23 protein-coding genes and 2 pseudogenes are annotated in these 26488 nt (G+C 62.4%); 20 read left to right on the forward strand and 5 right to left on the reverse strand.

Annotated features, from left to right (window positions below):
• Window positions 1-7 precede the first annotated feature (7 nt).
• The 5 genes from mhpD to SP68_RS10540 all read left to right on the forward strand — a co-directional run bounded on the left by mhpD (window position 8) and on the right by SP68_RS10540 (window position 4870).
• Complete coding sequence (gene mhpD, locus SP68_RS10520; RefSeq protein WP_012967940.1) at window positions 8-814, forward strand: 2-keto-4-pentenoate hydratase; 807 nt, start codon at window positions 8-10, stop codon at window positions 812-814.
• The gene (gene mhpF / locus SP68_RS10525) at window positions 807-1757 is read left to right on the forward strand and encodes an acetaldehyde dehydrogenase (RefSeq protein ID WP_039103795.1); all 951 of its coding nucleotides are present in this window, start codon (window positions 807-809) and stop codon (window positions 1755-1757) included. The genes mhpD and mhpF overlap by 8 nt, the downstream gene beginning before the upstream one ends.
• Entirely contained in the window at window positions 1754-2770 is a 1017-nt protein-coding gene (gene mhpE, locus SP68_RS10530; RefSeq protein ID WP_032733198.1) for a 4-hydroxy-2-oxovalerate aldolase, read from the forward strand. Before mhpF ends, mhpE begins: the two co-directional genes overlap by 4 nt.
• A gap of 75 nt (window positions 2771-2845) precedes the next feature.
• Complete coding sequence (gene mhpT, locus SP68_RS10535; RefSeq protein ID WP_040968611.1) at window positions 2846-4042, forward strand: 3-(3-hydroxy-phenyl)propionate transporter MhpT; 1197 nt, start codon at window positions 2846-2848, stop codon at window positions 4040-4042.
• Between the two features lie 102 nt (window positions 4043-4144).
• Window positions 4145-4870 carry a purine nucleoside phosphorylase YfiH/LACC1 family protein gene (locus SP68_RS10540; protein ID WP_038422708.1) on the forward strand — a complete coding sequence of 242 codons (726 nt, stop codon included), beginning with the start codon at window positions 4145-4147 and terminating at the stop codon, window positions 4868-4870.
• A 12-nt stretch (window positions 4871-4882) separates the two neighbouring features.
• Here SP68_RS10540 and SP68_RS10545 read toward each other — a convergent pair whose 3' ends face one another.
• Both SP68_RS10545 and SP68_RS10550 read right to left on the reverse strand, forming a co-directional pair.
• Window positions 4883-6463, reverse strand: coding sequence for a rhodanese homology domain-containing protein (locus SP68_RS10545; protein WP_040968610.1), 1581 nt, complete (start codon window positions 6461-6463; stop codon window positions 4883-4885).
• 5 nt (window positions 6464-6468) lie between these two features.
• Window positions 6469-7071: a cysteine dioxygenase family protein gene (locus SP68_RS10550; RefSeq protein ID WP_012541416.1), complete on the reverse strand. Its 603-nt coding sequence runs from the start codon at window positions 7069-7071 to the stop codon at window positions 6469-6471.
• Window positions 7072-7177: 106 nt separating this feature from the next.
• On the opposite strand from SP68_RS10550, the gene SP68_RS10555 reads away from it, so the two are divergent.
• The 7 genes and pseudogenes from SP68_RS10555 (at window position 7178) to SP68_RS10585 (ending at window position 14209) form a co-directional block, all read left to right on the forward strand.
• A complete protein-coding gene (locus SP68_RS10555) occupies window positions 7178-8071 on the forward strand; it encodes a LysR family transcriptional regulator (protein WP_012541417.1) in 894 nt (297 codons plus the stop codon).
• Window positions 8072-8215: 144 nt separating this feature from the next.
• Window positions 8216-9311, forward strand: a pseudogene (locus SP68_RS10560) (LLM class flavin-dependent oxidoreductase).
• Complete coding sequence (locus SP68_RS10565) at window positions 9298-10449, forward strand: acyl-CoA dehydrogenase family protein (protein WP_040968609.1); 1152 nt, start codon at window positions 9298-9300, stop codon at window positions 10447-10449. The pseudogene SP68_RS10560 and the gene SP68_RS10565 overlap by 14 nt, the downstream one beginning before the upstream one ends.
• Before the next feature lie 5 nt (window positions 10450-10454).
• Entirely contained in the window at window positions 10455-11417 is a 963-nt protein-coding gene (locus SP68_RS10570; protein ID WP_008804495.1) for an ABC transporter substrate-binding protein, read from the forward strand.
• Window positions 11414-12451, forward strand: coding sequence for an ABC transporter substrate-binding protein (locus SP68_RS10575; protein ID WP_032733194.1), 1038 nt, complete (start codon window positions 11414-11416; stop codon window positions 12449-12451). The genes SP68_RS10570 and SP68_RS10575 overlap by 4 nt, the downstream gene beginning before the upstream one ends.
• The gene (locus SP68_RS10580) at window positions 12432-13427 is read left to right on the forward strand and encodes an ABC transporter permease (protein ID WP_012541421.1); all 996 of its coding nucleotides are present in this window, start codon (window positions 12432-12434) and stop codon (window positions 13425-13427) included. Before SP68_RS10575 ends, SP68_RS10580 begins: the two co-directional genes overlap by 20 nt.
• Window positions 13421-14209: an ABC transporter ATP-binding protein gene (locus SP68_RS10585; protein WP_012541422.1), complete on the forward strand. Its 789-nt coding sequence runs from the start codon at window positions 13421-13423 to the stop codon at window positions 14207-14209. Before SP68_RS10580 ends, SP68_RS10585 begins: the two co-directional genes overlap by 7 nt.
• A gap of 417 nt (window positions 14210-14626) precedes the next feature.
• Here SP68_RS10585 and SP68_RS10590 read toward each other — a convergent pair whose 3' ends face one another.
• Window positions 14627-16699, reverse strand: a complete 2073-nt coding sequence (locus SP68_RS10590) for a TonB-dependent siderophore receptor (RefSeq protein WP_072122350.1) — start codon at window positions 16697-16699, stop codon at window positions 14627-14629.
• 505 nt (window positions 16700-17204) lie between these two features.
• On the opposite strand from SP68_RS10590, the gene SP68_RS10595 reads away from it, so the two are divergent.
• The 8 genes and pseudogenes from SP68_RS10595 (at window position 17205) to SP68_RS10630 (ending at window position 24360) form a co-directional block, all read left to right on the forward strand.
• A complete protein-coding gene (locus tag SP68_RS10595) occupies window positions 17205-18026 on the forward strand; it encodes an ABC transporter ATP-binding protein (protein ID WP_023297800.1) in 822 nt (273 codons plus the stop codon).
• Entirely contained in the window at window positions 18023-19048 is a 1026-nt protein-coding gene (locus SP68_RS10600) for a FecCD family ABC transporter permease (RefSeq protein WP_023297799.1), read from the forward strand. Before SP68_RS10595 ends, SP68_RS10600 begins: the two co-directional genes overlap by 4 nt.
• Entirely contained in the window at window positions 19045-20097 is a 1053-nt protein-coding gene (locus SP68_RS10605; protein WP_008804502.1) for a FecCD family ABC transporter permease, read from the forward strand. Before SP68_RS10600 ends, SP68_RS10605 begins: the two co-directional genes overlap by 4 nt.
• The gene (locus SP68_RS10610) at window positions 20087-21064 is read left to right on the forward strand and encodes an iron-siderophore ABC transporter substrate-binding protein (RefSeq protein WP_074456603.1); all 978 of its coding nucleotides are present in this window, start codon (window positions 20087-20089) and stop codon (window positions 21062-21064) included. The genes SP68_RS10605 and SP68_RS10610 overlap by 11 nt, the downstream gene beginning before the upstream one ends.
• Window positions 21030-21963: pseudogene (locus SP68_RS10615) on the forward strand (MurR/RpiR family transcriptional regulator). The gene SP68_RS10610 and the pseudogene SP68_RS10615 overlap by 35 nt, the downstream one beginning before the upstream one ends.
• A gap of 92 nt (window positions 21964-22055) precedes the next feature.
• Window positions 22056-22823 carry a basic amino acid ABC transporter substrate-binding protein gene (locus SP68_RS10620; protein WP_008804504.1) on the forward strand — a complete coding sequence of 256 codons (768 nt, stop codon included), beginning with the start codon at window positions 22056-22058 and terminating at the stop codon, window positions 22821-22823.
• A gap of 63 nt (window positions 22824-22886) precedes the next feature.
• A complete protein-coding gene (locus tag SP68_RS10625) occupies window positions 22887-23651 on the forward strand; it encodes an amino acid ABC transporter permease (protein WP_008804505.1) in 765 nt (254 codons plus the stop codon).
• Window positions 23638-24360 (forward strand): amino acid ABC transporter ATP-binding protein, encoded by a 723-nt coding sequence (locus SP68_RS10630; protein WP_012967953.1) that lies wholly within the window; start codon window positions 23638-23640, stop codon window positions 24358-24360. Before SP68_RS10625 ends, SP68_RS10630 begins: the two co-directional genes overlap by 14 nt.
• Before the next feature lie 65 nt (window positions 24361-24425).
• Here SP68_RS10630 and SP68_RS10635 read toward each other — a convergent pair whose 3' ends face one another.
• On the reverse strand, window positions 24426-24818 hold the full coding sequence (locus SP68_RS10635) for a RidA family protein (RefSeq protein ID WP_012541429.1): 393 nt from the start codon (window positions 24816-24818) through the stop codon (window positions 24426-24428).
• Between the two features lie 127 nt (window positions 24819-24945).
• Window positions 24946-26427, reverse strand: coding sequence for an MFS transporter (locus tag SP68_RS10640; RefSeq protein WP_022066105.1), 1482 nt, complete (start codon window positions 26425-26427; stop codon window positions 24946-24948).
• Window positions 26428-26488: the final 61 nt, after the last annotated feature.

Here is a 26488-nt window from a genome sequence, read left to right on the forward strand (position 1 = left end):
GTAAATGATGACTTTTTCTCTTGACGCGCTGGCCCGGCAGCTGCGCGACGCGGAACAGACCGGCCAGGCGATCGCCCCGCTGCGCGATATCCTCGGCGTCGACAATGCCGACGCCGCCTATGCCATCCAGCGTCTGAACGTCCAGCACCACGTGGCCCATGGCCGGCGGGTAGTGGGCCGCAAGGTGGGCCTGACCCATCCCAAAGTGCAGCAGCAGCTGGGGGTCAACCAGCCGGATTTCGGCACCCTGTTTGCCGACATGTGCTACGGCGACAACGCCGAGGTGCCGTTTGGCCGCGTGCTGCAGCCCAAAGTGGAAGCCGAGATCGCCCTGGTGTTGAAGCAGGATCTGCCGCATGCCGATACCACCTTTGATGAGCTGTATAACGCCATCGAATGGGTGCTGCCGGCGCTGGAGGTGGTGGGCAGCCGCATTCGCGACTGGTCAATCGGCTTTGTCGACACCGTCGCCGATAACGCCTCCTGCGGCCTGTACGTCATTGGCGGCCCAGCGCAGCGCCCGGCAGGACTGGATCTGAAGCAGTGCGCCATGCACATGACCCGCAACCAGGAGCTGGTCTCCAGCGGTCGCGGCAGCGAGTGCCTGGGGCATCCGCTGAACGCCGCAGTCTGGCTGGCGCGCAAGCTGGCGAGTCTCGGCGAACCGCTGCGGGCGGGGGATATCGTGCTGACCGGGGCGTTAGGCCCGATGGTGGCGATTAACGAGGGGGACAGCTTTGTCGCCCATATCGAAGGTATTGGCTCAGTTGCGGCACGCTTCGTCGCCGCCGGAGAAGGACATCGTGATGCGTAAACGTAAAGTCGCCATTATCGGCTCCGGGAATATCGGCACCGATTTAATGATTAAAATCCTGCGCCACGGCCAGCATCTGGAGATGACGGTGATGGTCGGCATCGACCCGCAGTCGGATGGCCTGGCCCGCGCCCGGCGCATGGGCGTCGCGACCACCCACGAAGGGGTGGGCGGCCTGATGCAGATGGCGGAATTTGCCGACATCGATTTTGTTTTTGACGCCACCAGCGCCGGGGCGCACATCAAAAACGATGCCGCGCTGCGCGAAGCGAAGCCGGGGATCCGCGTCATCGACCTGACGCCGGCGGCGATTGGCCCGTACTGCGTACCGGTGGTCAACCTCGCGGCCAATCTCCATCAGGGCAACGTCAATATGGTGACCTGCGGCGGGCAGGCGACCATCCCAATGGTCGCCGCGGTCTCGCGAGTGGCGAAGGTGCATTACGCGGAGATCGTGGCCTCGATCGCCAGCCAATCCGCCGGACCGGGCACTCGGGCCAATATTGACGAATTTACCGAAACCACCTCGCAGGCGATTGAAAAAGTCGGCGGCGCGGGCAAGGGCAAAGCGATTATTGTACTGAACCCGGCGGAGCCGCCGCTGATGATGCGCGATACCGTCTACGTACTGAGCGAGCTGGCGTCGCAGGAGGCGATTGCCGCCTCGATCGCCGAAATGGCGGCGGCAGTGCAGGCTTACGTCCCAGGCTACCGGCTGAAGCAGCAGGTGCAGTTTGAGGTTATCCCCGAGGATAAGCCGGTCAACCTGCCCGGCGTCGGCTGTTTTTCCGGCCTGAAAACCGCGGTTTACCTCGAAGTGGAAGGAGCGGCGCACTATCTGCCAGCGTACGCGGGCAACCTCGATATTATGACCTCGGCGGCGCTGGCGACGGCGGAGCAAATGGCCGGGGCAATGCACAGCGCGGCGGGAGCGACAGCATGAACGGTAAAAAACTTTATATCTCGGACGTGACGCTGCGCGATGGCATGCACGCCATTCGTCACCAGTATTCCCTGGCGCAGGTGCAGCAGATCGCCGGCGCGCTGGATAAGGCTGGGGTCGACTCCATCGAAGTGGCCCATGGCGATGGCCTGCAGGGATCCAGCTTCAACTACGGCTTTGGCGCTCACAGCGACATCGCGTGGATTGAAGCGGCGGCGGAGGCGGTCAGCCAGGCGAAAATCGCCACCTTGCTGCTGCCGGGCATCGGCACGCTGCACGATCTGAAAGCGGCGTATCAGGCCGGAGCGCGGGTGGTGCGGGTCGCCACCCACTGCAGCGAAGCAGACGTCGCGGCGCAACATATTGCCTTTGCCCGCGAGCTGGGAATGGACACCGTCGGTTTTCTGATGATGAGCCATATGATCTCCCCGCAGGCACTGGCGCAGCAGGCGCTGAAGATGGAATCTTATGGCGCGACCTGTATCTATGTGGTGGATTCCGGCGGGGCGATGAACATGAACGACATTCGCGACCGTTTCCGTGCCCTGAAGGCGGTGCTGAAGCCGGAGACCGCCACCGGGATGCATGCCCACCATAACCTGAGCCTCGGGGTGGCGAACTCGATCGTCGCGGTGGAAGAGGGGTGCGATCGCATTGACGCCAGCCTGGCCGGGATGGGGGCGGGGGCGGGCAATGCGCCGCTGGAGGTATTTATTGCCGCCGCCGACAAGCTCGGCTGGCAGCATGGCACCGATCTCTACGACCTGATGAACGCGGCCGATGAGCTGGTGCGGCCGTTGCAGGACCGCCCGGTGCGTGTCGACCGCGAAACGCTGGCGCTGGGCTACGCCGGGGTCTACTCCAGCTTCCTGCGCCACAGCGAAGCGGCGGCCGAGCGCTATGGCCTCAGCGCGGTGGATATTCTCGTCGAGCTGGGCAAGCGGCGGATGGTCGGCGGTCAGGAGGATATGATCGTCGACGTCGCGCTGGATCTGCTGAACCGCAATAAATAACGAAAAACGTGCGGCTGACAAAGCATCAGCCGCCAGTCACCTGCTCCGTTTGTTCGGCTATCGCCAAGGTACCCTATGACCAAGATAACGACTGCAAACCCCTCGCGCCTGGTGGTTACCATCGGGCTCTGTTTTATGGTGGCCCTGATGGAAGGGCTGGATCTGCAGGCGGCGGGGATCGCCGCCGTCGGCATGGCGCAGGCCTTTGCGCTGGATAAAATGCAGATGGGCTGGATCTTCAGCGCCGGGATCCTCGGCCTGCTGCCTGGCGCGCTGGTGGGCGGCATGCTGGCGGACCGCCACGGGCGCAAGCGCATTCTGCTGGGGTCGGTGCTGCTGTTTGGCCTGTTCTCGCTGGCCACCGCGGTGGCATGGAGCTTCCCGACGCTGCTGCTGGCGCGCCTGCTCACCGGCGTCGGGCTCGGGGCGGCATTGCCTAACCTGATTGCCTTAACCTCGGAAGCCGCTGGCTCACGCTTCCGCGGCCGGGCGGTAAGCCTGATGTACTGCGGCGTACCCATTGGCGCCGCGCTGGCGGCAGCGCTGGGCTTTTCCGGTCTCGCCGCGGCCTGGCAGACTATTTTCTGGATTGGCGGCGTGGTCCCGTTACTGCTGATCCCGCTGCTGATGCGCTGGCTACCGGAGTCGCAGGCGTTTCAGCGCGCGGAGGCCAGCGTGCCGCTGCGCACCCTGTTTGCCCCAGGGCATGCCGCCGCCACCCTGCTGTTGTGGCTGGGTTATTTTTTCACCCTGCTGGTGGTCTATATGCTGATCAACTGGCTGCCGATGCTGCTGGTGGGCCAGGGATTCCGCGCCAGCCAGGCGGCGGGGGTGATGTTCTCTCTGCAGATCGGCGCCGCCTGCGGCACGCTGCTGCTGGGAGCGCTAATGGATAAGCTCACCCCGCTGCGGATGTCGCTCCTGATCTACAGCGGGATTCTGGCTTCCCTGCTGGCGCTGGGCAGCGCGTCGTCGCTAAACGGAATGCTGCTGGCGGGGTTTGTCGCCGGGCTGTTCGCCACCGGCGGCCAGAGCGTACTCTATGCCCTGGCGCCGCTTTTTTACCCCGCAGCGATCCGCGCCACCGGGGTCGGCACCGCCGTGGCGGTGGGCCGTCTTGGCGCAATGAGCGGCCCGCTGCTGGCCGGCAAGATGCTGGCCCTCGGCACCGGCACCATCGGGGTGATGGCGGCCTCGGCGCCCGGCATTGTGCTGGCCGGCGTGGCGGTGTTCTGGCTGATGCATCGTCAGCAGCGCGCCGCGATTGTCTGAGACGCATCCGGCGGTCTGGCAAAAAAATGCCGGGCCGCCGCCTTGCCTGTCCGCGTCACCTGGCCTATGGTAAGACATCATTCCCTGACGCTTATCGTCCCTATGGCTTACACCTCCCGTTTGCTCAATGCTATCCCTGGCATCCGCCACGCTTTTCTCGATGTCCACGAAACCGCCGCCTTTCCCTATGCCGAGCTGGCTCCGGTGAAGCTGGTGCATGGTAATGAGGTTCATCATTATCAGCAGCCGCTGCCGACGCGCCCGCACGCCGACGCGGTGTTTACCGCGGTAGCCGGGCAAAAGGTGGGGGTGGTGACCGCCGACTGTCTGCCGATGCTGATCGCCTCGCGCGACGGTCGCTCCGTCTGCAGCGTGCATGCCGGCTGGCAGGGGCTGGTCAGCGGCATTGTCGATAATAGTCTGGCCTGTTTTCGCCAGCAGGGGGTGGCATTGGCCGATCTGGTCATCGCCGTGGGGCCGCATATTCACCCTTGCTGTTACGAAGTCTCCGCCGGATTTTATCAGCAACTGCTGGACCAGCCCGGCGGTGATCGGGTGGCCCGCCATCGCCAGCGGCTGTTTCATTCCCGTTCGGGCCCGGTCAGCGATCCGCTCAAAGCCGCCGCACGCGGCAGCGATAATCTGTGGTTTGATCTGCGCGCCTTTGCCGAAGCGATCTTCGCAGAGGCGGGAGTGTCGCCGGCGAGCGTTGAATGGCTGGGGAGTTGCACCTACTGCACCCCGCAGTCGCTGGGCTCCTACCGACGCCGGACCCATTTTCCGGCGCCGAAGAGCTTTCAGTATTCGTGGATCCTGCGCGAGGCCTGAGGCGCGCTCGCGCTAGAGCACCCGAAAACCGTGGGTGCCGTCGCGGGCCAGCTGATCCACCAGGCCATACTCCCACTCCAGATAAGCCTGCATGGCCTCGGCGGAATTATCGGTTCCTTCGTACGGACGACGATAGCGGTCACGGCGCTCGACGGCGAGGCCGCTATCGCCATGCGCCAGCGGCAGACCGGCGGCGATCCACGCCAGCGTCCCGCCGGTAAGCAACTGCACCGGTTTACCGGTCAAGGCCGCCACCTCCGGCACCGCGTAGCGGGCCAGCAGACTGCTGCCGCAGGTCACCACGTATCGCTGTGCGGGAGGGATCACATCCAGGGCCTGGCGCAGCTGCGAGCGCGTCAGCCACCACGCGCCGGGGATATGGCGAGCGACAAAGTTGGCGCTGGTGGTAAAATCGAGCACCACCGTACCGGGTTCGTCCAGTTGTTGCGCCAGCTGCGCCGGGCTTATCTCCTCCGCCTGCGGGCCGGGCGGCACCTCGGCGGCCGGCACCCCGCGTTCGCTCAACTGGCTGGCCGACAGCGCGCTCAGCCGCGCCGTCTCCCAGCCCATCTGCGCCAGCCACGAGCCGGTTATCGCCGCCCGGATGCCATCGTCATCCAGCAGCACAATTCGCGCCCCTCGTACGCTGGCGAAGTGATCGGTCTCCTGCAGCAGCTGGCCGCCTGGCGCGCTCAGGCTGCCGGGATAGTGACCCGCCGCGTACTCCTCGGGGCTGCGGACATCAAACAGGAAGGTAGTGCGGTCGCTCTGCTGCAGCCAGCGTTGCAGCGTGGCCTCATCGATGACCGCCACCCCGGCCCGTTCGGCAAGATGCGCCACCTCAGCGGCCCGGACGCCGGAGGCGCGGGCGGAGGGATCGTATTGCCGCTGCTGCTGGTGCGCCAGTGTCTGGCCGGCCAGCGTCCAGCCGATAGTGCCATTGCGCAGGGCATGGACCGGGTTTGGCACGCCGGCGTTGATCAGCGACTGGGTGCCGATGATGCTGCGGGTGCGTCCGGCGCAGTTGACGATAACCGGCGTCTGCGGGGAGGGCGTCAGGCTCTCCACCCGCAGGGCCAGCTCGCCGCCGGGCACGCTGATGCTGCCGGGGATGCTCATGGTCTGGTACTCATCGAAGCGCCGGGCGTCGACGATCACCACCTCCTGCCGGCTGTCGATGAGCGCCTGAACCTCCTGGGCGCTGAGCGACGGCGTGTGACGCACGCTTTCCACCAGTTCACCAAAGGCTTTGCTGGCGGAGTTGACGTCCTGAAACAGCTCGCCGCCGCTGCGGCGCCAGCCGGCGAGCCCCTCTGTCAGCAGGGCCACATCCTGATAGCCCCAGGCCCGTAGCCGTTCGACGGCGATCTCCGCCAGACCTTCGCCGTTGTCGTAGACGGTGAGCGGGGTGGTGAAGCGCGGTATCCGCCGGCGGACCTCCAGCTCCAGTTTGCTGAGCGGCAGATTGACGGCAAACAGCGGATGAGCGGTGGCGAAATCGGCCTCTTCACGGACGTCGATCAGCGCCAGTTCACGACGGTCGAGCAGCGCCTGGCGTATCCCGGCGGCCTGGCGATAAGCGTAGGTGGACATAGTGGTTATCCTTGATGTTCGCGGGAGGAATCCCAGATATTGGGTAAATGGCGGTTAGAGTAGCCGGAGATAAACGGTTTCTGCTGCCCTTCCGGGGTGTACACGGCGCGCTTCACCGCGCCGATATTGCCGCCGTAGATGTGAATGCTGATGGAGACGCGATCGGCCAGCGCATTGCTGACGCGATGAATATCGCCATCGTCAGCGGAGACTTTCTCCACCTGGCCTGCTTCCAGAAGCGTGGCGGCGCCCAGCGCGCGCGGTATACCATCGGCATCCAGCTGGTAGCGCTGGTTTTCCTCCGCGCCGCGCAGCATACCAATGGCCCCCCACACCCGGTGGTCATGGATCGGCGTCGCTTGCCCCGGTCCCCAGACGAAGCTGACAATCGAGAAGCGCTCCCCGGAGTCGGCATGCAGCAGATACTGCTGGTAATGGTGCGGATGCGGCAGGGTGTACTCTTCCGGCAGCCAGTCGTCGTAACGCACCAGCGCCGCCAGTCGCTGCGCCACGGCGTCAAGCAGCGGGGCGGTCTGGTGGTGCTCACGGTGCAGGCGGTCTACCTCATGAATGAAATGGCGTAATTTTTCCAGTCGTGGTGCAGTCATGTGCGGTTCCTGTGAGAGGGACTGGTCAAAACGCTAACAGAGGCGTTAATATTATTTAAATGCAATTTACGCATATATTAATATGCAAATTTCACATAAGGATCCTATGCGCATTGACGATATTGACGCTTTGCTGGCCACGGTGCAGTTTTCCTCCCTCAATCAGGCCGCGGAATATCTGGGGATCACCCAGTCGGCCATCACCCGGCGTCTTCAGCGTCTGGAACAGGAGCTGAACGTGACGCTGTTGGAGCGCCAGACCCGCCCGCTGACCCTGACCGCCGCCGGACACCGGGTGTACGAGCAGTGTCTGAGCATTAAGCGTGAGACGAAAAAACTCTACAGCCTGTTGGATCCGCAAGGCGAGCCGCGCGGCGCGCTGCGTCTCGGCGTGCCGCAGAGTCTCAGCGAGATTGCCCTGCCGGCGGCGCTGTCGGCGCTGAGCCAGCAGTTTCCCGGACTGTCGCCGCAGATCACCTGCGGCTGGAGCGGACAGCTGCAGCGCCGGCTGGAAAACGGCGAGCTGGACGGCATGCTGGCGATGGGGCCCGCCCAGCAAAGCTTCGCCGAGGGCTACAGCGGACGGCTGCTGTGTCCCCTGGAGGTGGTGCCGATCGTCGGCCGGCGTTTGAATTTGCGCGCGTCATCCCTGCGGGAGTGCGCCGAACAGGGCTGGATCCTTAACCCCGACGGCTGTGGCCTGCGCGCCGGGCTCATTCGCGAGCTGCAGAGTCAGGGATTGCGGTTGAAGCTTAATGTCGAAAGCGCGGGCGCGCAGCTGCAGATAGCGCTGGTGGCGCAGGGACAGGGGCTGGGTCTGGTGCCGCGGGCGGCGCTGGCCAGCAGCCCGTGGCGGGACGAGATCGCGGTCCTCAATCTCAGCGATTTTCAGCCTGCGGTCTCACTGTGGCTGATCCACGCCCAGTATCTGGCAAACCTGCAGCCGCCGCTGACCTTTTTCGCCAGCAAAGTGGTGCAGCAGCTGACAGTATCCGACTGAAAGCACTATGCATTTTTGTTTAATGCTAATTCAGCATATTAAGATATGATAAAAATGCATTTTGCTCATTAACACACTCTGTATAGGGTAATGACCAGCGCCGCTGTCGCGGCCACTCCATTACCCTGACGCAAGGAGTTGTTCATGAGCATTCAGTTTCTCGGCATGATTGGCCACCGCCTCTCTTCCGAAACGATTGCCCCGGTGGGGCCGATCTTTGACCGCGACTATATCGTTCGCTTTGCGCAAACCCATGAAGCCGCTGGGTTTGATCGTCTGCTGGTCGGCCACTGGTCCGATCAACCTGACGGCTTTCTGGTGACGGCCCTGGCCGGGCTGTCGACGCAGAAAATCCATTACCTGCTGGCCCATCGCCCCGGTTTTGTTTCCCCAACCCTCGCCGCGCGCAAATTCGCCACCCTTGAGCACCTGTTGGGGGGCCGGCTGGCGGTGCATATCATCAGCGGCGGCAACGATGCCGAGCAGCGCCGGGATGGCGATTATCTCGACCACGACCAGCGCTACGCCCGCACCGACGCCTTCCTCGACACCGTGCGCCAGGTGTGGACCAGCGAGCAGCCGGTGGATATTCACAACGATTTCTATCAGGCCGAGCAGGCCTGGTCCGCCATTCGCCCGCTGCAAAAACCGCATCTTCCCATCTACTTCGGCGGCTCGTCGGAAGCGGCCATCGCCGTCGCCGGCAAACATGCCGACGTCTTCGCCCTGTGGGGCGAGTCGCTGGCGCAAACCGGAGAGACCATCCAGCGCGTACGCGCCGAAGCGGCGAAACACCAGCGTGATATCGGCTTCAGCGTCTCGTTCCGGCCGATTATCGCCGACAGCGAAGCCGAAGCCTGGGAGAAAGCCGAGCATATCCTTCACGTCGCCACCGAGCAGGCGGCACAGCGCGGAGGGGGTTTCAAAGCCAAACCGGACAGCATCGGCGCCCAGCGGCTGCGGGCTACTGCGGCGCAGGGCAGGGTGGTGGACAAACGTCTGTGGACCGGCATCGCCCAGCTGGTGGGCGGCGGACATAACTCCACCGCCCTGGTGGGCACCCCGGAGCAGGTGGCGGATGCGCTGCTCGATTACTACGACCTCGGCGTGCGTAACTTCCTGATCCGCGGATTCGATCCGCTGAACGACGCGGCCGACTATGGCCGGGCCCTGCTGCCGATCGCCCGCGAAAAAGCTGCCCGGCGTGCGGTGGCGGAGCGCGCATCGTGATCCATCCTGAGCGCGACGACTGGGCCCGGCAGCTGACGGCGCTCCGCCAGCAGATGGCGGAGCAGGCGGCCAGCCTTGATGCCAGCGGCGAGTTTCCACGGCGTAATATCGACCTTCTGCGCGCGGGAGGCTGGTTAAGTCTCGCCGTGCCGTCATCCTGCGGCGGCGCGGGCGCCACTCTGGCCCAGCTTCAGCAGGCCATCGCCGCCATCGCCTGGGGAGAGCCGGCGACAGCGCTGATCGTCTGCATGCAGTATCTGCACCATTTGCGGCTGGCGGAAAACGACGCCTGGCACGCGCCGCTGCGCCAGCAGGTTTTTCACGATGCAGTCGAACACGGTGGCCTGATCAACAGCCTGCGCGTCGAGCCGGAGCTGGGCTCCCCGGCGCGGGGCGGCCTGCCGGACACCGTGGCGACCCGTCGCGCGGAGGGCTGGGACATCAGCGGCCATAAAATTTATACCACCGGCATTGAAGGGCTGCGCTGGCTGGCGGTGTGGGCCAGAAGCGATGATAACCCGCCGCTGGTGGGCACCTGGCTGGTGCCTGGCGACAGCCCGGGTATCAGCGTGGTGAAAAGCTGGGATCACGCCGGGATGCGGGCCACCGGCAGCCATGAAGTTATTTTTAACCACGTGCGGGTGGCGGCAGAGCACGCGGTGGATGTCTGGCCGGCCGATGCGCCACCCGCCGCCCAGGCCGAACCGTTTCGCCTGTTCGCCAACCGGCAGACGGCGCTGCTGGCGGCGATCTATGACAGCATTGCCCACGCCGCTCACGACTGGCTGGTGAGGTGGCTGGCGGGACGGGTACCCGCCGGTCTCGGTCATCCGCTCTCTCGTCTGCCACGGGTGCAGGAGAAAGTCGGGCAGATCGCCGGGCTGCTGCTGGTCAACCGCAGCCTGCTGGAGCAGGCCGCCGCGCTGCGCTTTTCCGCTATCGAGGCCAATCTGGCGAAAGTCACCATCACCGACAACGCCATTCAGGCGGTGAATATTGCGCTCGAGCTGACCGGAAATCATGGCCTGAGCCGACAGAACCCGCTGGAACGCCACTACCGCAACGTGCTCTGCGGACGGGTACATACCCCACAGAGCGACAGCGCCTGGCTGGCAGCCGGCAACTTCGTCTTTCAATCACAAGGATAATCACGATGCGTCTATCATTTTCAGGCCGGGTGGCGGCAGCGCTGATGCTGCTGGCGCTGGGCGGCTACGCGACAGCGCAGGAGCGGATCACCCTGCGTATCGCCGATCAAAAAGGCGGCATGCGTTCGCAGCTGGAGGCGGCCAACGCCCTGCAAAATCTCCCTTACGACATTAAGTGGGCCGAGTTCCCGGCCGCCGCGCCGCTGGCGGAAGCCCTCAACGCGGGCGCCGTGGACGCGGGGATCATCGGCGATGCGCCGTTGCTCTTTGCCCTGGCCAACGGTGCGCCGGTCAAGGCCATTGCCGTGGATAAAAGCAACCCGGCGGGGACCGCGGTGCTGGTTTCCCCCGGCAGCACGTTAAAAAGCGGCGCCGATTTAAAAGGCAAACGCATCGCCACCGGTAAAGGGTCGATTGGTCATTTCGTGGCGCTGAAAGCGCTGGAGCAGGCGGGGATTTCACCGAAGGAGGTGCAGTGGGTGTTCCTCGGCCCGGTGGACGCCAAAGTGGCGCTGCTTAACGGTTCGGTGGACGCCTGGGCGACCTGGGAGCCCTACACCACCCAAATGGTGAAGACCAACGAGGGGCAGATTCTGGTGAGCGGCAAAGGGCTGCTGCCGGGGAATACCTTCCTCGCGGCAACGGATTCCGCGCTTAACGATCCGCAAAAACGCGCCGCGCTGCAGGATTATCTCCAGCGCCTGGCCGGCGCTGAGCGCTGGGCCTACGCCAATCTCGACAGCTACGGCAAAACGCTGGGGGAGATCATCCGCTTCCCGGCGGAGATCGCCCGCGCGCAATTTGCCAACCGCCAGTCGCAGTGGCAGCCGCTGGCAGAGGAAACGGTGACCCAGCAGCAGGCAACGGCGGACTTTTATCTCGCCAACGGCCTGATCCGCACCCGGCTGGACGTGAAGCCGACCTTTGACCCCAGCTTTAGCGTGCCCGCCGCCGAGGTGACACCATGACCAGAAACACTTTTTCCCGCCGCCGTTTTTTACAGCTCAGCGGCGGCCTGGCGCTGGCCGGGGTCTCTCTGCCGCTGTGGGCTCACGATATGGCGGACATGGCCAGCGGCGATGCCCATCCGGCGCTGCGCCTGCCAGAGCCCTACAAGATCAAGCTGGCGATCAATAAAAGCGCGGTATGCCTTGCGCCGGTCGCCGTCGCCGAGCAGCAGAAGATTTTCAGTAAATATAACCTCGACGTTGAGTTTGTTAACTTCGGCAACTCCACCGATGTACTGCTGGAGGCGATCGCCACCGGTAAGGCCGACGCCGGGGTGGGGATGGCGCTGCGCTGGCTGAAGGCGCTGGAGCAGGGCTTTGACGTCAAGCTCACCGCCGGAACCCACGGCGGCTGTCTGAACCTGCTGACGGCCAAAGACTCGCCGTTCGGCGGCCTCGAGAGCCTGAAGGGACAAACCATCGGCGTCACTGATATGGCCGGGCCGGATAAAAACTTCTTCGCCATTCTGCTTAAGCGCCACGGTATCGACCCGATCAGCGACGTGCAGTGGAAAGTCTACCCGGCGGATCTGCTCAGCGTGGCGCTGGACAAGCGCGAAATCGCCGCCATCAGCGGCAGCGAGCCATTCAGCTATCGTCTGCTGGAGACCGGCAAGTATCAGCTGATCGCCAGCAATATGACCGGGGATTATGCCAACCTCAGCTGCTGCGTGCTGGGGGTGAGCGGGAGCCTGGCGCGGGACCATAAACCGGCCGCCGCCGCGCTCACCCAGGCGATCCTTGAGGCGCACAGCTATGCCGCTGCGCATCCGGAAAGCGTGGCGCAATCCTTCCTCGCCCATGCCCTGAACACCAGTGAAGCGGAGGTGAGCGGCATCCTGCACGGGCAGGGCCACGGCCATCATGCGGTGGGCGAAGCATTCGTGAAAGAGCTGACGCAGTACGCGGTCGACCTGCAGCGGGTGCAGGTGATCAAGCCGGGTACCGATCCCCATCAGTTCGCGGAGAGTATCTATGCCAACGTATTCGCCTGAGCAGGCTCTGGCGCGCCCCACCGGCCGCGCGCCGCTATGGGGAGAAGGGCTGCTGGCCGCCGCGCTGTGGCTGCTGGGCGGTCTGTTTACTCTGACCTGGCCCGATGCCGGGCGGCGCTGGCCGTTTAGCGAAGGGTGGGCGCTGGCGCAATTCACCCTCGGCAGTGGATTACTGCTGCTGGCGCTGAGCTATCGCTACTGGCGAGCGCGCGGCGCGCGTGTGCGGCATGCCGGCAAGTGGCTGGCGCTGTTGCCGGTGCTGTTTGCTGTCTGGGAAGGGCTGACCGCCAAGAGCGCCGTGCTGCCGGTGCCGTTTTTCGCGCCGCCGCAGGCGCTGATCGAAGTACTGCACGACGACTGGCCGCGCCTGCTCGACAGCCTGCTGCACTCGCTGGGGCTGCTGGGGCTCGGCGTGCTGCTGGGCACCAGCAGCGGGTTCATCACCGGTCTGGCCATCGGCTGGTCGCAACGGATTGGCTACTGGGTGCATCCGGTGTTACGTCTGCTGGGCCCGGTGCCGTCCACCGCGCTGCTGCCGCTGTGCCTGTTTATTTTTCCCTCGAGCTTCGGCGCCAGCGTGTTTTTGATCGCGCTGAGCACCTGGTTCCCGGTCACGGTGCTGACCTGGTCCGGAGTGATGGGCATTGATAAGGCGTGGTACGACGTGGCGCGGACCCTCGGCGCCAGCCAGCGTTTCCTGATCCTGCGGGTGGCGATCCCCGCCGCGCTGCCGAACGTCTTTGTCGGCCTGTTTATGGGGCTCGGCGCGTCGTTTTCGGTGCTGATTGTCGCCGAAATGGTCGGGGTGAAGTCGGGGATCGGCTTTTACCTCCAGTGGGCCCAGGGCTGGGCGGCCTATCCGAATATGTACGCCGCGCTGCTGGTAATGGCGTTGTTATGCTCCGGCCTGATAAGCGGATTATTTATGCTGCGTGACCGGCTGCTGAGCTGGCAGCGAGGAGGAATGCAATGGTAACAGCGACGCCAGATTCGCCGGCGATAGCGCGCGGCGCGGCGGTATCCATCAGCCATCTTCATCATGCGTTTACGCTTGGCAAACAGACGGTACCGGTGCTGGAGAATATCAGTCTGCAGCTGCGCCCAGGGGAAAGCGTGGCGCTGCTGGGCCCTTCCGGCTGCGGCAAATCAACCCTGCTGCGGCTGCTGGCGGGGCTGGAAGCGCCGCAGAGCGGACAGATGCAGATCGACGGTGCGGCGCCCGGCGCCCCGGGGCCGGAGCGGATCCTTGTGTTTCAGGATCCGACGCTCTACCCATGGCTGACGGTACGGCAGAACGTGCTGCTGGGCCCGCAGGCACAGGGCAAAAAGGGGCTGGAGGCGAAGGCCGACGCGCTGATTGACCGCATCGGGCTGCAGGCCTTCAGCGAGGCGTGGCCGCGGCAGCTGTCCGGGGGGATGGCGCAGCGTGCGGCGCTGGCGCGCGCCTTATTGAACGAACCGCGCCTGCTGCTGCTCGACGAGCCGTTGGGTAAGCTGGATTCCCTGACTCGCATCAGCATGCAGCGGGAGCTGATCGCCCTCTGGCAGCAGCAGGGGTATACCAGCCTGCTGGTGACCCACGATATCGAAGAGGCGCTGCTGCTGTGCGAGCGGGTGCTGGTGATGTCGCCGCGTCCAGGGCGGATTATCGCCGAGTTCGCGCTGCCGCTGGATTTTCCCCGTCATCGCGATAACCCGCAACTGCTGCAGCATCGTCAGGATATATTGCGCATCCTCGGCCAGGAGGAGGACTGGTAAGCTGAACGCATTGCCCGGTGGCGGCTGCGCCTTACCGGGCCTACGAACTCGACAGGAAGGGGAAGGACTGCAGGTCATGCAGTTGCAGGCCGGTGCATGCGCAGCGCTGCCCGGTTATGGGCATCCGGCGCCAGGCGCCACATTTTTGCCCGGTGGCGGCTGCGCCTTACCGGGCCTGCGAACTCGACAGGAAGGGGAAGGACCCCAGGCTATGCAGTTGTAGGCCGGCGCAAGCGCAGCGCCGCCCGGCAATGAACATCCGGCGCCAGGCGCCACATTTTTGCCCGGTGGCGGCTGCGCCTTACCGGGCCTACGAACTCGACAGGAAGGGGAAGGACTGCAGGCCATGCAGTTGCAGGCCGGCGCAAGCGCAGCGCCGCCCGGCAATGAACATCCGGCGCGACGCCATGGTCCGGCTTAAAAATCCATCTTCACCGTGAACTGCACTTCGCGCGGGTCGCCAATCTGGTTGCCGAGGTTATTGGTGCCGATCGAGGAAGTGTAATAGGTCTTATCAAACAGGTTCTTCACATTCACCTGCAGCGTCACCGGATACTGCAGCTTCATCTTATAGGCGGCGAACACATCCGCCACCGCATAGCCCTGCAGATAATAATCCGCGCCGTTGGTGCCGGAGCGCTTGCTGACCGCATGGCCGCCGCCGCCGACGGTCAGGGTGTTGCTGTTATAGACGTTATGAATGTCATAGGTCAGGAACAGCGAACCGGTATGTTTTGGTACGTTTGGCAGCGGTTTCCCGGCGTAATCCGGATCTTCCAGCACTTTGGCGTCGGTGTAGCCGTAGCTGGCGATCACGCTGAGGTTATCGGTGATGGACCCGGCCAGGTCCACTTCCACGCCCTGGGAACGCACCTTGCCCGCCGTTTTGGCCACTGTCTCATCGCCAATGCTCTCGGTGTACAGCACGTTACGCTTATGAATATCAAACAGCGCGATATTGGCGGTAATGCCGTTTAACAGGTCGAATTTGGCGCCCACTTCGTAAGAGGTGGACTCTTCCGGCGGCAGCTCGCCGATATAGCTGGCGATCGACGACTGCGGCATAAACGACTGGGCGACGTTGGCGAACAGGGAGACGTTCGGCGTCACCTTGTAGACCAGGCCGGCTTTCGGCGTCCATTTCTCATCGCGGCTATCGGTATTGACGTTAAATGGTCGGCCTTTACCGGCGTACTGGGTGTAGTACTGGTAGCGCACGCCAGCGACCGCGATCCAGTTGTCAGTCAGGTACAGCGCGTCCTGCACGTATGCGGCATAGCTCTCCTGCTGGATACGCTGATCGCTGTCGGAGGCGGAGACGGTATTACAGGTGTCGAGAGTGCCGTAGACCGGATGATAGATGTTAAAGCCTTTCACGTTCTTGCAGCGCAGCATATCGGTGCGCAGCAGATCGTAATTCTCATAGGCGACGCCGGTCAGCAGTTCGTTATAAAAGCCGCCCACCACCACGTTGCCCTGCAGGTCGGCGCGGGTGGAATGCATCTTCTGCGTTGAACCGTGGGTACCGTCGACCCGGCGGGTGAGGTTGCCGGTCGCCGAATCATAGGCCATCACCCGCGCCTGGTTATCGTTGTAATTATCCTGGCTGTAGCTGTAGTCGAAGCGCGCGGTCCAGGCGTCGTTAAGGCGATACTCGGCGTTGAGCTGAGCGAGATCGGAATAACCATCGGTAATATTAAACGCTTCATCGAAGCGGGTTTTGCGATCGACGTTCACCGCATGGCCGGTGTTCAGATCGAAAATAGTGCCGCGGTCAAAAGGCGCGCTGTAGTCGCGGTGCGAATAGGACGCGGTCACCGTCGCCCGCTCGCCAAACCAGGTCAGGGAAGGGGCGATAAAGCTGCTTTTGTTTTTACCAAAATTGCGCCAGTAATCCTCATTCTGGTATTCCCCAATCAGCCGGTACGCCAGATTCGTGCCTTCGATGGGGCCGGTGACGTCGAAGCTGCCGGTACCGCCGCCAAAGCTGGTGGACGTCGCGGAAACCGAACCAGAGAACTGCCGCTCCGGCCGTTTGGTGATGACGTTGATCAGCCCGCCGGGGTCGAGGATACCGTACAGCGTCGAAGCTGGCCCCTTCAGGACTTCCACCCGTTCGGTGGCGGCGTTAAAACTGCGTGGCAGCACGGTGCGCAGACCGTTGGTCATGATCGAGCCGTCGCGGTTGGCGCCGAAGCCGCGGCGGGTAAAGGCGTCCTGGGTACCGCCGAGGGTGTTGGTCTGCACCACGTTAGCGACGTTATACAGCGCCTCATCGAGTGAGGTGGCGTGCTGATCTTCGAGAACCCGATCGCTGACGGTATTAACCACCTGCGGAATATCCAGCAGCGGCATCGAGGTCAGCGTCGCGGTGGCGGAGCTGAGTGGCTGATAGCCGCTGGTGGCGCTCTGCTGCGCGCCGTCGGCCACCACGGTGATGGTCTCTTCCGCGTCGTTATTACTTTTCGCCGCGCTATTGTCGGCGGCCATTACTCCCGGTGAGGCTAAAAAAAGAAGCGAAAAAAGCGCGCGCCCTTGCAACGCTCTGCAGGCGACATGGGGTTGAGTCATTATCTGTTTCTCGTGAACGAATCTGCCTTTGCGGTCAGATTAAGCCAATAAAATCATTGCCCTGAATAATAAAAGCACTCTGTTTAGCGTCTGAACGCGCCTTCAGATGTGTAATTGAGAATCATTCAATCATGAAGGGATGTAGTAGTAAATGTTATGTAAGATAAAAAATTGGCGGTGGGAAATGGCGGGGTTATCACGTCTTTTCAATGAGGTGGTGTGTTGTTATTTTATTGATATTAAATGATTTTATTGGTTTTACTGTTGCGCAGCCTCGCTGTAGTGCTCGCGACGGATGGATGACAATGGCGAGTATTGACTACTACATCTATCCCCGTCATGATCAAAAGAGAATGAGATTTATTTTTGTTTGACTGCAGACTGTTCAGCGATGGCCTGGAACGCTGCGGCGCAGGAGCGAGTTATGCCACAGCGGGTGAAACCTGCAGAGCAGGGGATCGTACTGGATGCCCTGTCGGCCGGATACGGCCAGACCCTGATCGTTGACGATATCAACCTGACCATTCCCACCGGCAAAATGACGGTGCTGGCCGGGGCGAACGGCTCCGGTAAATCCACGCTGCTCTCGACCATCGCCAGAATGCTGAAACCGCTCGGCGGCTGCGTGCGTCTGGACGGGCAAGCCATTCACCAGATGCCGACGAAAGCCGTCTCGCGCCAGCTGGGCATCCTCCCGCAATCGCCGGTGACCCCGGAAGGGTTAACGGTTTTCGAGCTGGTCTCGCGCGGGCGCTACCCATGGCAAGGGCTGATGCGCCAGTGGTCCGAGGCCGATGAGCTGGCGGTGGAGGAGGCGCTGCGCTTAACCGGTACCGCCGAATTCGCCCATCTGCCGGTGGACAGCCTCTCCGGCGGCCAGCGTCAGCGCTGCTGGATCGCCATGGCGCTGGCCCAGCAAACGGCCACCATTCTGCTCGATGAGCCGACCACCTGGCTCGATCTGCGCTATCAGGTCGATATCCTCGAGCTGCTCCAGACTCTCACCCGCGAACATGGCCGCACGGTGGTGACGGTGCTCCATGACCTCAACTTTGCCGTGAACTATGCCGATCTGCTGGTATTCCTCAAACAGGGGCGCATCGCCGGCACGATTAGCGACAACGACGTCTGTAGCCCTGAGCTGATTAAACGCGTGTTTGACGTTGACGTGCAGATGTCGATTAACCCGCAAACCGGCAAACCGTTCTTTATGCCGTTTCGCGCCCGCCAGGCCGTTGACGCATGAGCGCCGCCGTTCTGTACGCCGCGCGGCGTCATGCCCGCCCCCGACTGGCGCTCTTGCTGCTAACGCTACTGCTTATCGCCGCCTCGCTGGTGCATCTTGGCTTAGGCGCCCGCTGGATCGCCCCACAGACGGTGCTGCAGGCGCTGCTGGAGTACAATCCGCGCAACTTCGACCAGCGAATCATCGTCGATCTGCGCCTGGTGCGGCTGGCGGCAGCGCTGCTGACCGGCGCGGCGCTCGGCGTCGCCGGGCTGCTGCTGCAGACGGTGATCCGTAACCCACTTGGCGAGCCGCATATTCTCGGCCTTAACGCCGGCGCCTCGCTGGCGGTGGTGGCGACCTCGGCGCTGGGCCTGTCTCTCGGCGCTTTCCCCGCCGGGCGCCCGCTGACCGCCGCCTGCGGCGCAGCGCTGTTGTTCGGCGGCGTGATGGCGCTGGCCTCTGCCGGGCGTGGCGGGGCGACGCCGCTGCGCATCACGTTGTGCGGAGTGGCGCTGTCAGCGTTTGCGTCGGCGGTGACGGCGGCGATATTGATCCTCGATGAACAGACGCTGCTGGCGATGCGTACCTGGCTGGCCGGCGACCTGGCCGGACTGAACTGGAGCACGCTGCAGACGGCGCTGGTTCCGGCGCTGATCGGCCTTGGCGTCGCGCTGCTCATTGCCCCACGGCTTAATGTGCTGGCGCTGGGGGATAAGGTGGCGCTGGGCCTTGGCGTTAATCTCGTCCAGACGAGGCTGCTGGGTCTGCTGGCGATTGCGCTGCTGTGCGGTGCGGCGGTGGCGGTGGCCGGGCCGATCGGTTTTGTCGGGCTGGTGGTGCCGCATGTGGTGCGCCGTCTGGTGACGGAAGATATCCGTCTGGCGCTGCCCCTGGCGGCGCCGGTGGGGGCGCTGGTGCTGGTGCTGGCGGACATCGCCGCCCGGACGCTGGTCGCGCCGCAGGAGCTGGCGACCGGGGCGATGACCGCCCTGGTGGGCGCGCCGCTGTTTATCTTTATCGCCGCGAGGTTTTTTAAATGACGCGCGCCGTTCACCGGGCCGGTTTTCGGCCGCTGGTTATCGCCTCCCGCCAGCTGCTGCTGCGCCCGGCGGCGCTCAACATTGCCGCCATCATGATGCTGATGCTGCTGGCGCTCGGGCTGTACAGCCTCAGCCGCGGCAGCTTTCCGTTGCCCGCGTCGACGCTGGCGCGGGCCCTGCTGGCGCCGCAGGATATGGGCGAGCAGCCGCGCTTTATTCTGTTTGATATCCGCCTGCCGCGGATCCTGATGGCGCTGCTGTGCGGGGCCATGCTGGGGCTGGCCGGCGCGGCGATGCAGAGCATCACCCGTAACGGGCTGGCCGACCCGGGGCTGATTGGCGTCAAAGAGGGGGCCAGCATCGTGGTGCTGGCGCTGGTGCTGTTTTTCCCGGCGGTAGGCCTGGTCTGGCGGCCGCTGGCGGGAATGGTCGGCGGCGTGGCGGTGGCCTTGCTGGTCCTGACGCTGGCGCGCGACTGTTCGCGGCCGCGCTTTATTTTAATTGGCATCGGCGTCTCCTGGACTCTGGCGGCAGCGGTCGGCATCTTTATGACCACCGCCGACGTTCGCGACGTGCAGACGGCGATGATCTGGCTGGCGGGCAGCCTGCAGGCCGCGACCTGGCCGCTGCTGGCGGTGGCCTTTTGCTGGGCGCTGCCCGGGGCCATCATCCTGTTCTGTACCGCCCGGGCGGCGGACGTGGCGCTGCTGGGCGACCGGACCGCCATCGGCCTCGGCGTACGTCTGCAGCAGCTGACGATGCTGCGCTTTTTCGCGCCGGTGCTGCTGACCTCGGCCAGCGTCTCCTGCGTCGGCAGCCTGGGCTTTGTGGGCCTGATGGCGCCGCATATGGCGCGTTTTGTGCTGCGCGGCGGCCAGGTATCGCTGCTGTGCGGCAGCGCGCTGATTGGCGCCTTGCTGGTGCTGGTAACCGATACCCTTGGCCGGCTGGCGTTTGCCCCGCTGCAGATCCCGGCGGGGATTGTCATTGCCCTGGTGGGCTGCCCATTCTTTGTTGTCTTGCTCTGGCGTCGCCGTGATGCCCTTTAACCAGGAAGGTAGTATGCGTTGGTTCGTCTCATTGCTGCTGTTGCTGACGGGGGCCGTCAGCGCCGCCGCCCCACAAACTCAAACTTTCACCGATGATTTAGGCCGCACGGTCACCGTCCCGCTGCATCCGCAGCGCATTGTTTCGATGCACGATCTCGATATTACCATTCCGTTGATTGAGCTCGGGGTGCCGCCGATCGCCAGCCACGGCCGGACGCGCCCGGACGGCAGCCACTATCTGCGCGCCAGCGCCCAGCTCACCGGTGTCGATTTCGACAACAGCGATATCCGCTTTATTGGTACCGCCGATATCGATCTGGAAGCGGTAGCCGCCGCAAAGCCGGATCTGATTATCACCGAGCCCAGCCGCCATGTGTCAGTGGAGCAACTGGAGAAGATTGCCCCGACGGTGAGCATCGACCATCTGCAGGGTAGCGCCCCGGAGATTTACCGCAAGCTGGCGCAGCTGACCGGCACCCAGCCGCGGCTGGCGATCCTTGAGCGCCGCTATCAGGAACAAATCAAACAGCTTAAAGCGATGGTCAACCCACCGCAGTACAGCGTCTCCGTGATCCAGGCGAACAACGGCAAGGTCACGGTGCACCATTCGTATCATGCGCTGGGCCGGGTGCTGCGCGACGCCGGGTTCCGCTTTCCGCCGCTGATTGAGCGGATCCCCGACGGTCAGCGCATTGACGTCAGCGCTGAACAGTTGCCGGAGCTGGATGCCGATTTTGTCTTCGCCACCTGGCGGTCGGATACCGGCGGTAAGCCGCAGGATGAGCTGCAGGCGATGGAAGGTGTGATGCCCGGCTGGTGTGACTTTTTGCGTGCCTGCCGCACCGGGCACTATATTTTGCTGCCGCGGGAAGAGGTGATCTCTAACTCCTACGCCGCGCTGTCTCTGATGGTGGCCCAGGTGCAGTCGCATATTGCCGGCAGGCCCATCCCGGCGGAGGCCAAATGAAAAGCGCGGTAAAAAAAGAGAAGGGCAAAGTCGATCTGTTCGGCGAACGCTATCGCGCCCGGGCGCACCAGCTTTCCCCCCGGCTGCGGGCCGTGGTCAGCTATATCAACGACAACCGCGAGGTGGTGCTGGAGCATACGGCGATGGAGATCGCCACGGCGACCCAGACCTCCGACGCCACGGTGGTGCGCGCCATCCAGGCGCTGGGCTTCGCCGGGCTGCGCGAGCTTAAGCAGACCATGGAGCGCTGGTTCGGCACCTCGGTTACCTCGGCGGAAAAAATGCGCTCGACGGTCACGGCGCTCTCCAGCGACGTCAACTCCAGTATTGATTTTGTGCTTGAAGGCCATCAGCGGGTCTGCGAGGTCCTGTCGCGCGCCGACAACCGCGCGGCGGTGGCCCAGGCGGTGGCATTGCTCAGCGACGCGCGCCAGGTAGGGATCTTCGGCATCGGCGCCTCGGGGATCCTCGCCGAGTACACCGCCCGGCTGTTCAGCCGCATTGGCTTGCCGGCGTATGTGATGAACCGCACGGGCTTTAGCCTCGCCGAGCAGCTTATCGGCCTGCAGCGCGGCGATGTGCTGATCATGATGGGGCAAAAATCCCCCCATCGCGAAGGGATGACCACCCTGCGCGAGGCGAAGCGGCTGGGTATTCCGACCATCCTGCTGACCCAGGCGGTGGACTCGCGCTTCAGCCAGGAGGCGCAGGTGGTGATCGACGTCCCGCGCGGCGGGGACAGCAGCCGGATGCCGCTGCACGGCACGGTGCTGGTCTGCCTGGAGATGATTGTCCTGTCGGTGGCCTCCACCACGCCACAAAAAACGGTGAAATCCCTGAAACGAATCAACGACCTGCACCGGGCCATCGGTAAATCCGGCGGTAAACGGGGCAGTTGAAGAGATAATTCACCAGCGGGAAGGTTTCCGGTTGCATATAAAAGTCAGTGTGTGTATTTTTATGCAAAATAAATGCATAAAAAGGAAATCTCATGGTCAAGAATTTGCTCAAGGCGTGTTTCATGATGGCCGCGCTGACGGCAGCCGGACAGGCGGCTGCGGAAACCTATACCGTCGGTTCCGGCGGCACCTACCGGCCGTTTGAATTTGAAAACAGCCAGAAACAGCTGGAAGGTTTCGACATCGACATCATCAAAGCCATCGCTAAAGCCGAAGGCTTTGACGTCAAGCTGGTCAATACCCCATGGGAAGGCATCTTCGCCACGCTGAACACCGGCGACCGCGACATCATCATCTCCGGGATCACCATCACCGATAAACGCAAACAGATGGTCGATTTCTCCGCGCCGTACTTCCCGGCCGAGCAGTCTATCGTCGTCGCCCAGGACTCGCAGGTGGATTCGCTGGCGGCCCTGAAAAACGAGAAGGTCGGGGTGGTGAACTCCAGCACCGGCGATATCGTGGTTTCTGAGGTGCTGGGCAAAAACAGCACCGCGATCAAGCGTTTCGACAATACCCCGCTGATGCTTCAGGAGCTGTTTGAGGACGGCGTCAGCGCCGCGGTTGGCGACGTCGGGGTGGTGAAGTACTACATCAAACAGCACCCGGAGAAGCAGTTCAAGCTGGTGCCGGATGCCAAATTTGAGCGTCAGTATTTCGGTATTGCGGTGGCGAAAGGCAACAGCGAACTGCTGGGCAAGATCAACGCCGGGCTGCAAAAGATTGTTGCTGACGGGACTTACGCCAAAATCTATAAAACCTGGTTCGACGACAACGTGCCGACGCTGCCAGCGCAATAATCCACCATTTTCAGTGACCACGGCTATCGCCCAGGCGATAGCCGTATTTTTTAGGGAAGGACTATGACGGGATTCCGTTGGGAGATCATCGAGGAGTACGGCCCGCTGTTTGTGGACGGCGCCCTGATGACGATTAAATGTACCATTATCTGCGTGATCCTCGGGACGCTGTGGGGGTTAACTCTCGGTCTCGGGCGGATGGCGAAGGCCGAGCACGGGCCATGGAAATATATTCTCCGCTACCTGGTGCAGTTTCCGGTGCGTTTTTACGTTAGCGCCTTCCGCGGTACGCCGCTGTTTGTGCAGATTATGGTGGTGCACTTTGCGCTGGTGCCGCTGTTTATCAACCCGCGCGACGGCCTGCTGGTAACCGGCGGCCTGATGAGCGCTGACTTTGCCCGCGAGCTGCGCGCCAGCTACGGGGCGTTCCTCTCCTGCATCGTGGCGATCACCCTTAACGCCGGAGCCTATGTGTCTGAGATTTTCCGCGCCGGCATCCAGTCGATCGACAAAGGGCAGATGGAGGCCTCCCGCGCGCTGGGCATGCCGTGGTGGAAAACCATGCGCAAGGTGATCCTGCCGCAGGCGTTTCGCCGCATTCTGCCGCCGCTGGGCAACAACGCCATCGCCATTGTCAAAGACTCGTCGCTGGCTTCGGCGATTGGCCTGGCCGATCTGGCCTACGCCGCGCGCACCGTCTCCGGCGCCTACGCCACCTACTGGGAACCCTACCTGACCATCTCCCTGGTCTACTGGGTGATCACCTTCCTGCTGGCGCAGCTGGTTAACCGTCTGGAAAAGAGGTTTGGCAAAAGTGATTCACATTAATAACTTACATAAGCGCTTCGGCGACAGCCACGTGCTGCGCGGCATTAGCTGCGATATTAAACCGCAGGAAGTGGTGTGCATCATCGGCCCGTCCGGCTCGGGAAAAAGTACCTTCCTGCGCTGCATGAACGCCCTGGAAACGGTCAGCGAAGGCGAGGTGGTGGTTAACGGCTTTGCCGCCCACGACCGGACCACCGACCTCAACAAGATGCGCGAAAGCGTCGGCATGGTGTTCCAGCGCTTTAACCTGTTCCCGCATATGACGGTGCTGGAAAACCTGATTATGGCGCCGATGAATCTGCGCAATATGCCGCGCCAGCAGGCGGTCGACCTGGCGGACGCCTTGCTGGCGAAGGTGGGCTTAAGCGATAAGCGCGACGCCTGGCCCTCGAGCCTGTCCGGCGGCCAGCAGCAGCGGGTAGCCATCGCCCGTGCGCTGGCGATGAAGCCGTCGATTATGCTGTTCGATGAGCCCACTTCGGCGCTGGATCCGGAGCTGGTGGGCGACGTGCTGGAGGTGATGAAAAACCTCGCCAGCGAGGGGATGACCATGGTGATCGTGACTCACGAAATGGGCTTTGCCCGCGAAGTAGCCGACAGGGTGATCTTCATCGACCAGGGCGTGATTCAGGAAGAGGGCAAGCCGGGGCAGATCTTTAGCGCGCCGAGCAACCCACGCACCGCCGCGTTCCTCAGCAAGGTGCTGTAAACCGAGCGGGCTGGCGCCAGGCCAGCCCGCTGAGCTCTGATCAGAAATGCATCACCATTATCGGATTACACAACCTCCATTTTTGCCACAATCCGCATTTCCACAAGGGCATTTTCTGGAATGAACTCTGATACACCGATGGCGGTCCATGCCGGGTATGGAGCTTTTATATACCTATCTTTTACCTTAGAAAAAAGGTCTATATGTTTTTTTAGGTCAATATGAAAAGTCGTCATTTCAAGTATGTTTTCATAAGTTAATCCGGCTGCTTCTAAATAAACCCCCAGCTTATAAAAAGCATCATGAAATTGTTCTTCAGGATGCTGACTAATCGGTTTGTCTTTACGCGCGGCGGTAACACCTGATAGGTACACTGTGCCATCTGACTCGATGATGGGGGAGAAGTGCCAGTCATTAAAATAATGTTGAAACTCTTCAGGAACTATCGACTTTTTCATGATTTTTCTCAAATGGATGATTTAAAAATGACAGCGTGCTCGAAGCAGCGGTGATGTCCAAAAATACTGTTACACAAGCTTAAACTATCTCTGCGTCAGGGGGCTTTACTGTTTGAGCATCGCGTATTCAATCAGCCACATGCCTGTTGCTTTTGCTGCCAGGAAGACGGGCCGCAGTTGAAAATAAACCAGTGGAGCGTCTGATAAGCCGGATACTTAGCCCGGCGCCCGTGGCGAGACATACCGCCATCGTTAGCAGGGCGACGATAAAGGCATGCGTGATATTTGCGCCACTTCTCCCGTTTTCCAACATGCTGTAAAAAATGCCGCCGATGATGGCGACGCTTAGCGCCGTGCTGATCTGGAGCGTCGAGCTGGTCACGCCGGCAATCATCCCTGAAAACTCTGGCGCAACGCGACCTGTCACCATCCGCACCAGCGTAGGCATCGCCAGTCCCTGGCCAAGTCCGGTGACAAAGAGCAGTAGTGCGAGAGGCAGCATGGGCGGAGGCGTGCCCGTCATCGTGTTGGCAATCAACCCTGCAAGGCCTGCTAGCCCGGAAGTCTCGCATCCCATCCCTATTGCACTCAGATAATTTCCGGCAAAACGTCTCAGGAAAGGGGTCAGCAACGGACCGATAAGAAAGCCGACGCCAAAAGGCAGAAAAATCAGGCCCGCGTTCAGGGCGTTTATATGTAGCGCGTCCTGGAGATAGACAGAAAACAACAGAAAAAAGGCGCCGATGGAATAAAACAGCAAAACGATCGCCAGTCCCTGGCCCAGGCCTGGGGCACGTAACACCGTCGGATCAAGCAGCGGAGAACCGCCATGCTGGCTAAGGCGACGTTCATAACGCCATAACAATGAGACCAGTAACGGGAAGGCCAAAAATGACAGCCATGTCCACCAGGGCCATCCCGCCTCACGGCCTTCAATCAGTGGCACAATCAGCGTGCTCAGCATGACGGTTGCCAGCAGCATACCGACCGGGTCGAGTTTCTGAGCAGATTGCGCCCGTGTCTCTTTTACCAGCGGCAGGCCGCAGAGAATGACCAGCAGCGCCACCGGCAGGTTAACGAGAAAAATAGCTCGCCATCCCAGGTGAAACAGGTTCACTGAAATGAGAATGCCGCCCAACACCTGCCCGATAACCGACGCCAGACCAAATACTGCGCCATAGATGCTCAGTGCTAGCGGTTTTTCCGCCTCCGGGAAAATAGCCTGTACGGAAGCCAGCGCCTGGGGTGCCATAATCGCGGCCGTGGCTCCCTGTAACACCCGTCCGGTAATCAGTACCCATGGTGACCAGGCTAAACCGCACAGCAGCGATGCGGCAGCAAAACCGACCAGCCCAAGAAAAAACATCTTTCCACGACCATATATATCACCCAGGCGGCCGCCGGTAATTAATGTGACCGCGTACACGGCAGCATAGGATGAAATGACCAGTTGTTCCGCGGAGGATGAGGCACCCAGCTCACCCTGAATGGCAGGCAGCGCAACATTGACTATAAAAAAATCGAGCGGCGGCAAAAACGCGCCGACCAGCAGGATAACAAACATTGCCCAGCGACGCGGCTCGGCTTGCATGATGGTAGGTGTCGACATTGTACACTCCATAGTGAATGGCCGCCGTCCTCGGTAAGAAACGGCTGTCGTGAGGGTGGGG

This window comes from Klebsiella variicola (assembly GCF_000828055.2).
GTDB lineage: Bacteria > Pseudomonadota > Gammaproteobacteria > Enterobacterales > Enterobacteriaceae > Klebsiella > Klebsiella variicola.

Coding starts and splice junctions, on each gene's coding strand:
- mhpD (WP_012967940.1), top strand. CDS start 8: ATGACTTTTTCTCTTGACGCGCTGGCCCGGCAGCTGCGCGACGCGGAA.
- mhpF (WP_039103795.1), top strand. CDS start 807: ATGCGTAAACGTAAAGTCGCCATTATCGGCTCCGGGAATATCGGCACC.
- mhpE (WP_032733198.1), top strand. CDS start 1,754: ATGAACGGTAAAAAACTTTATATCTCGGACGTGACGCTGCGCGATGGC.
- mhpT (WP_040968611.1), top strand. CDS start 2,846: ATGACCAAGATAACGACTGCAAACCCCTCGCGCCTGGTGGTTACCATC.
- SP68_RS10540 (WP_038422708.1), top strand. CDS start 4,145: ATGGCTTACACCTCCCGTTTGCTCAATGCTATCCCTGGCATCCGCCAC.
- SP68_RS10545 (WP_040968610.1), bottom strand. CDS start 6,463: ATGTCCACCTACGCTTATCGCCAGGCCGCCGGGATACGCCAGGCGCTG.
- SP68_RS10550 (WP_012541416.1), bottom strand. CDS start 7,071: ATGACTGCACCACGACTGGAAAAATTACGCCATTTCATTCATGAGGTA.
- SP68_RS10555 (WP_012541417.1), top strand. CDS start 7,178: ATGCGCATTGACGATATTGACGCTTTGCTGGCCACGGTGCAGTTTTCC.
- SP68_RS10570 (WP_008804495.1), top strand. CDS start 10,455: ATGCGTCTATCATTTTCAGGCCGGGTGGCGGCAGCGCTGATGCTGCTG.
- SP68_RS10575 (WP_032733194.1), top strand. CDS start 11,414: ATGACCAGAAACACTTTTTCCCGCCGCCGTTTTTTACAGCTCAGCGGC.
- SP68_RS10580 (WP_012541421.1), top strand. CDS start 12,432: ATGCCAACGTATTCGCCTGAGCAGGCTCTGGCGCGCCCCACCGGCCGC.
- SP68_RS10585 (WP_012541422.1), top strand. CDS start 13,421: ATGGTAACAGCGACGCCAGATTCGCCGGCGATAGCGCGCGGCGCGGCG.
- SP68_RS10590 (WP_072122350.1), bottom strand. CDS start 16,699: ATGGCCGCCGACAATAGCGCGGCGAAAAGTAATAACGACGCGGAAGAG.
- SP68_RS10595 (WP_023297800.1), top strand. CDS start 17,205: ATGCCACAGCGGGTGAAACCTGCAGAGCAGGGGATCGTACTGGATGCC.
- SP68_RS10600 (WP_023297799.1), top strand. CDS start 18,023: ATGAGCGCCGCCGTTCTGTACGCCGCGCGGCGTCATGCCCGCCCCCGA.
- SP68_RS10605 (WP_008804502.1), top strand. CDS start 19,045: ATGACGCGCGCCGTTCACCGGGCCGGTTTTCGGCCGCTGGTTATCGCC.
- SP68_RS10610 (WP_074456603.1), top strand. CDS start 20,087: ATGCCCTTTAACCAGGAAGGTAGTATGCGTTGGTTCGTCTCATTGCTG.
- SP68_RS10620 (WP_008804504.1), top strand. CDS start 22,056: ATGGTCAAGAATTTGCTCAAGGCGTGTTTCATGATGGCCGCGCTGACG.
- SP68_RS10625 (WP_008804505.1), top strand. CDS start 22,887: ATGACGGGATTCCGTTGGGAGATCATCGAGGAGTACGGCCCGCTGTTT.
- SP68_RS10635 (WP_012541429.1), bottom strand. CDS start 24,818: ATGAAAAAGTCGATAGTTCCTGAAGAGTTTCAACATTATTTTAATGAC.
- SP68_RS10640 (WP_022066105.1), bottom strand. CDS start 26,427: ATGTCGACACCTACCATCATGCAAGCCGAGCCGCGTCGCTGGGCAATG.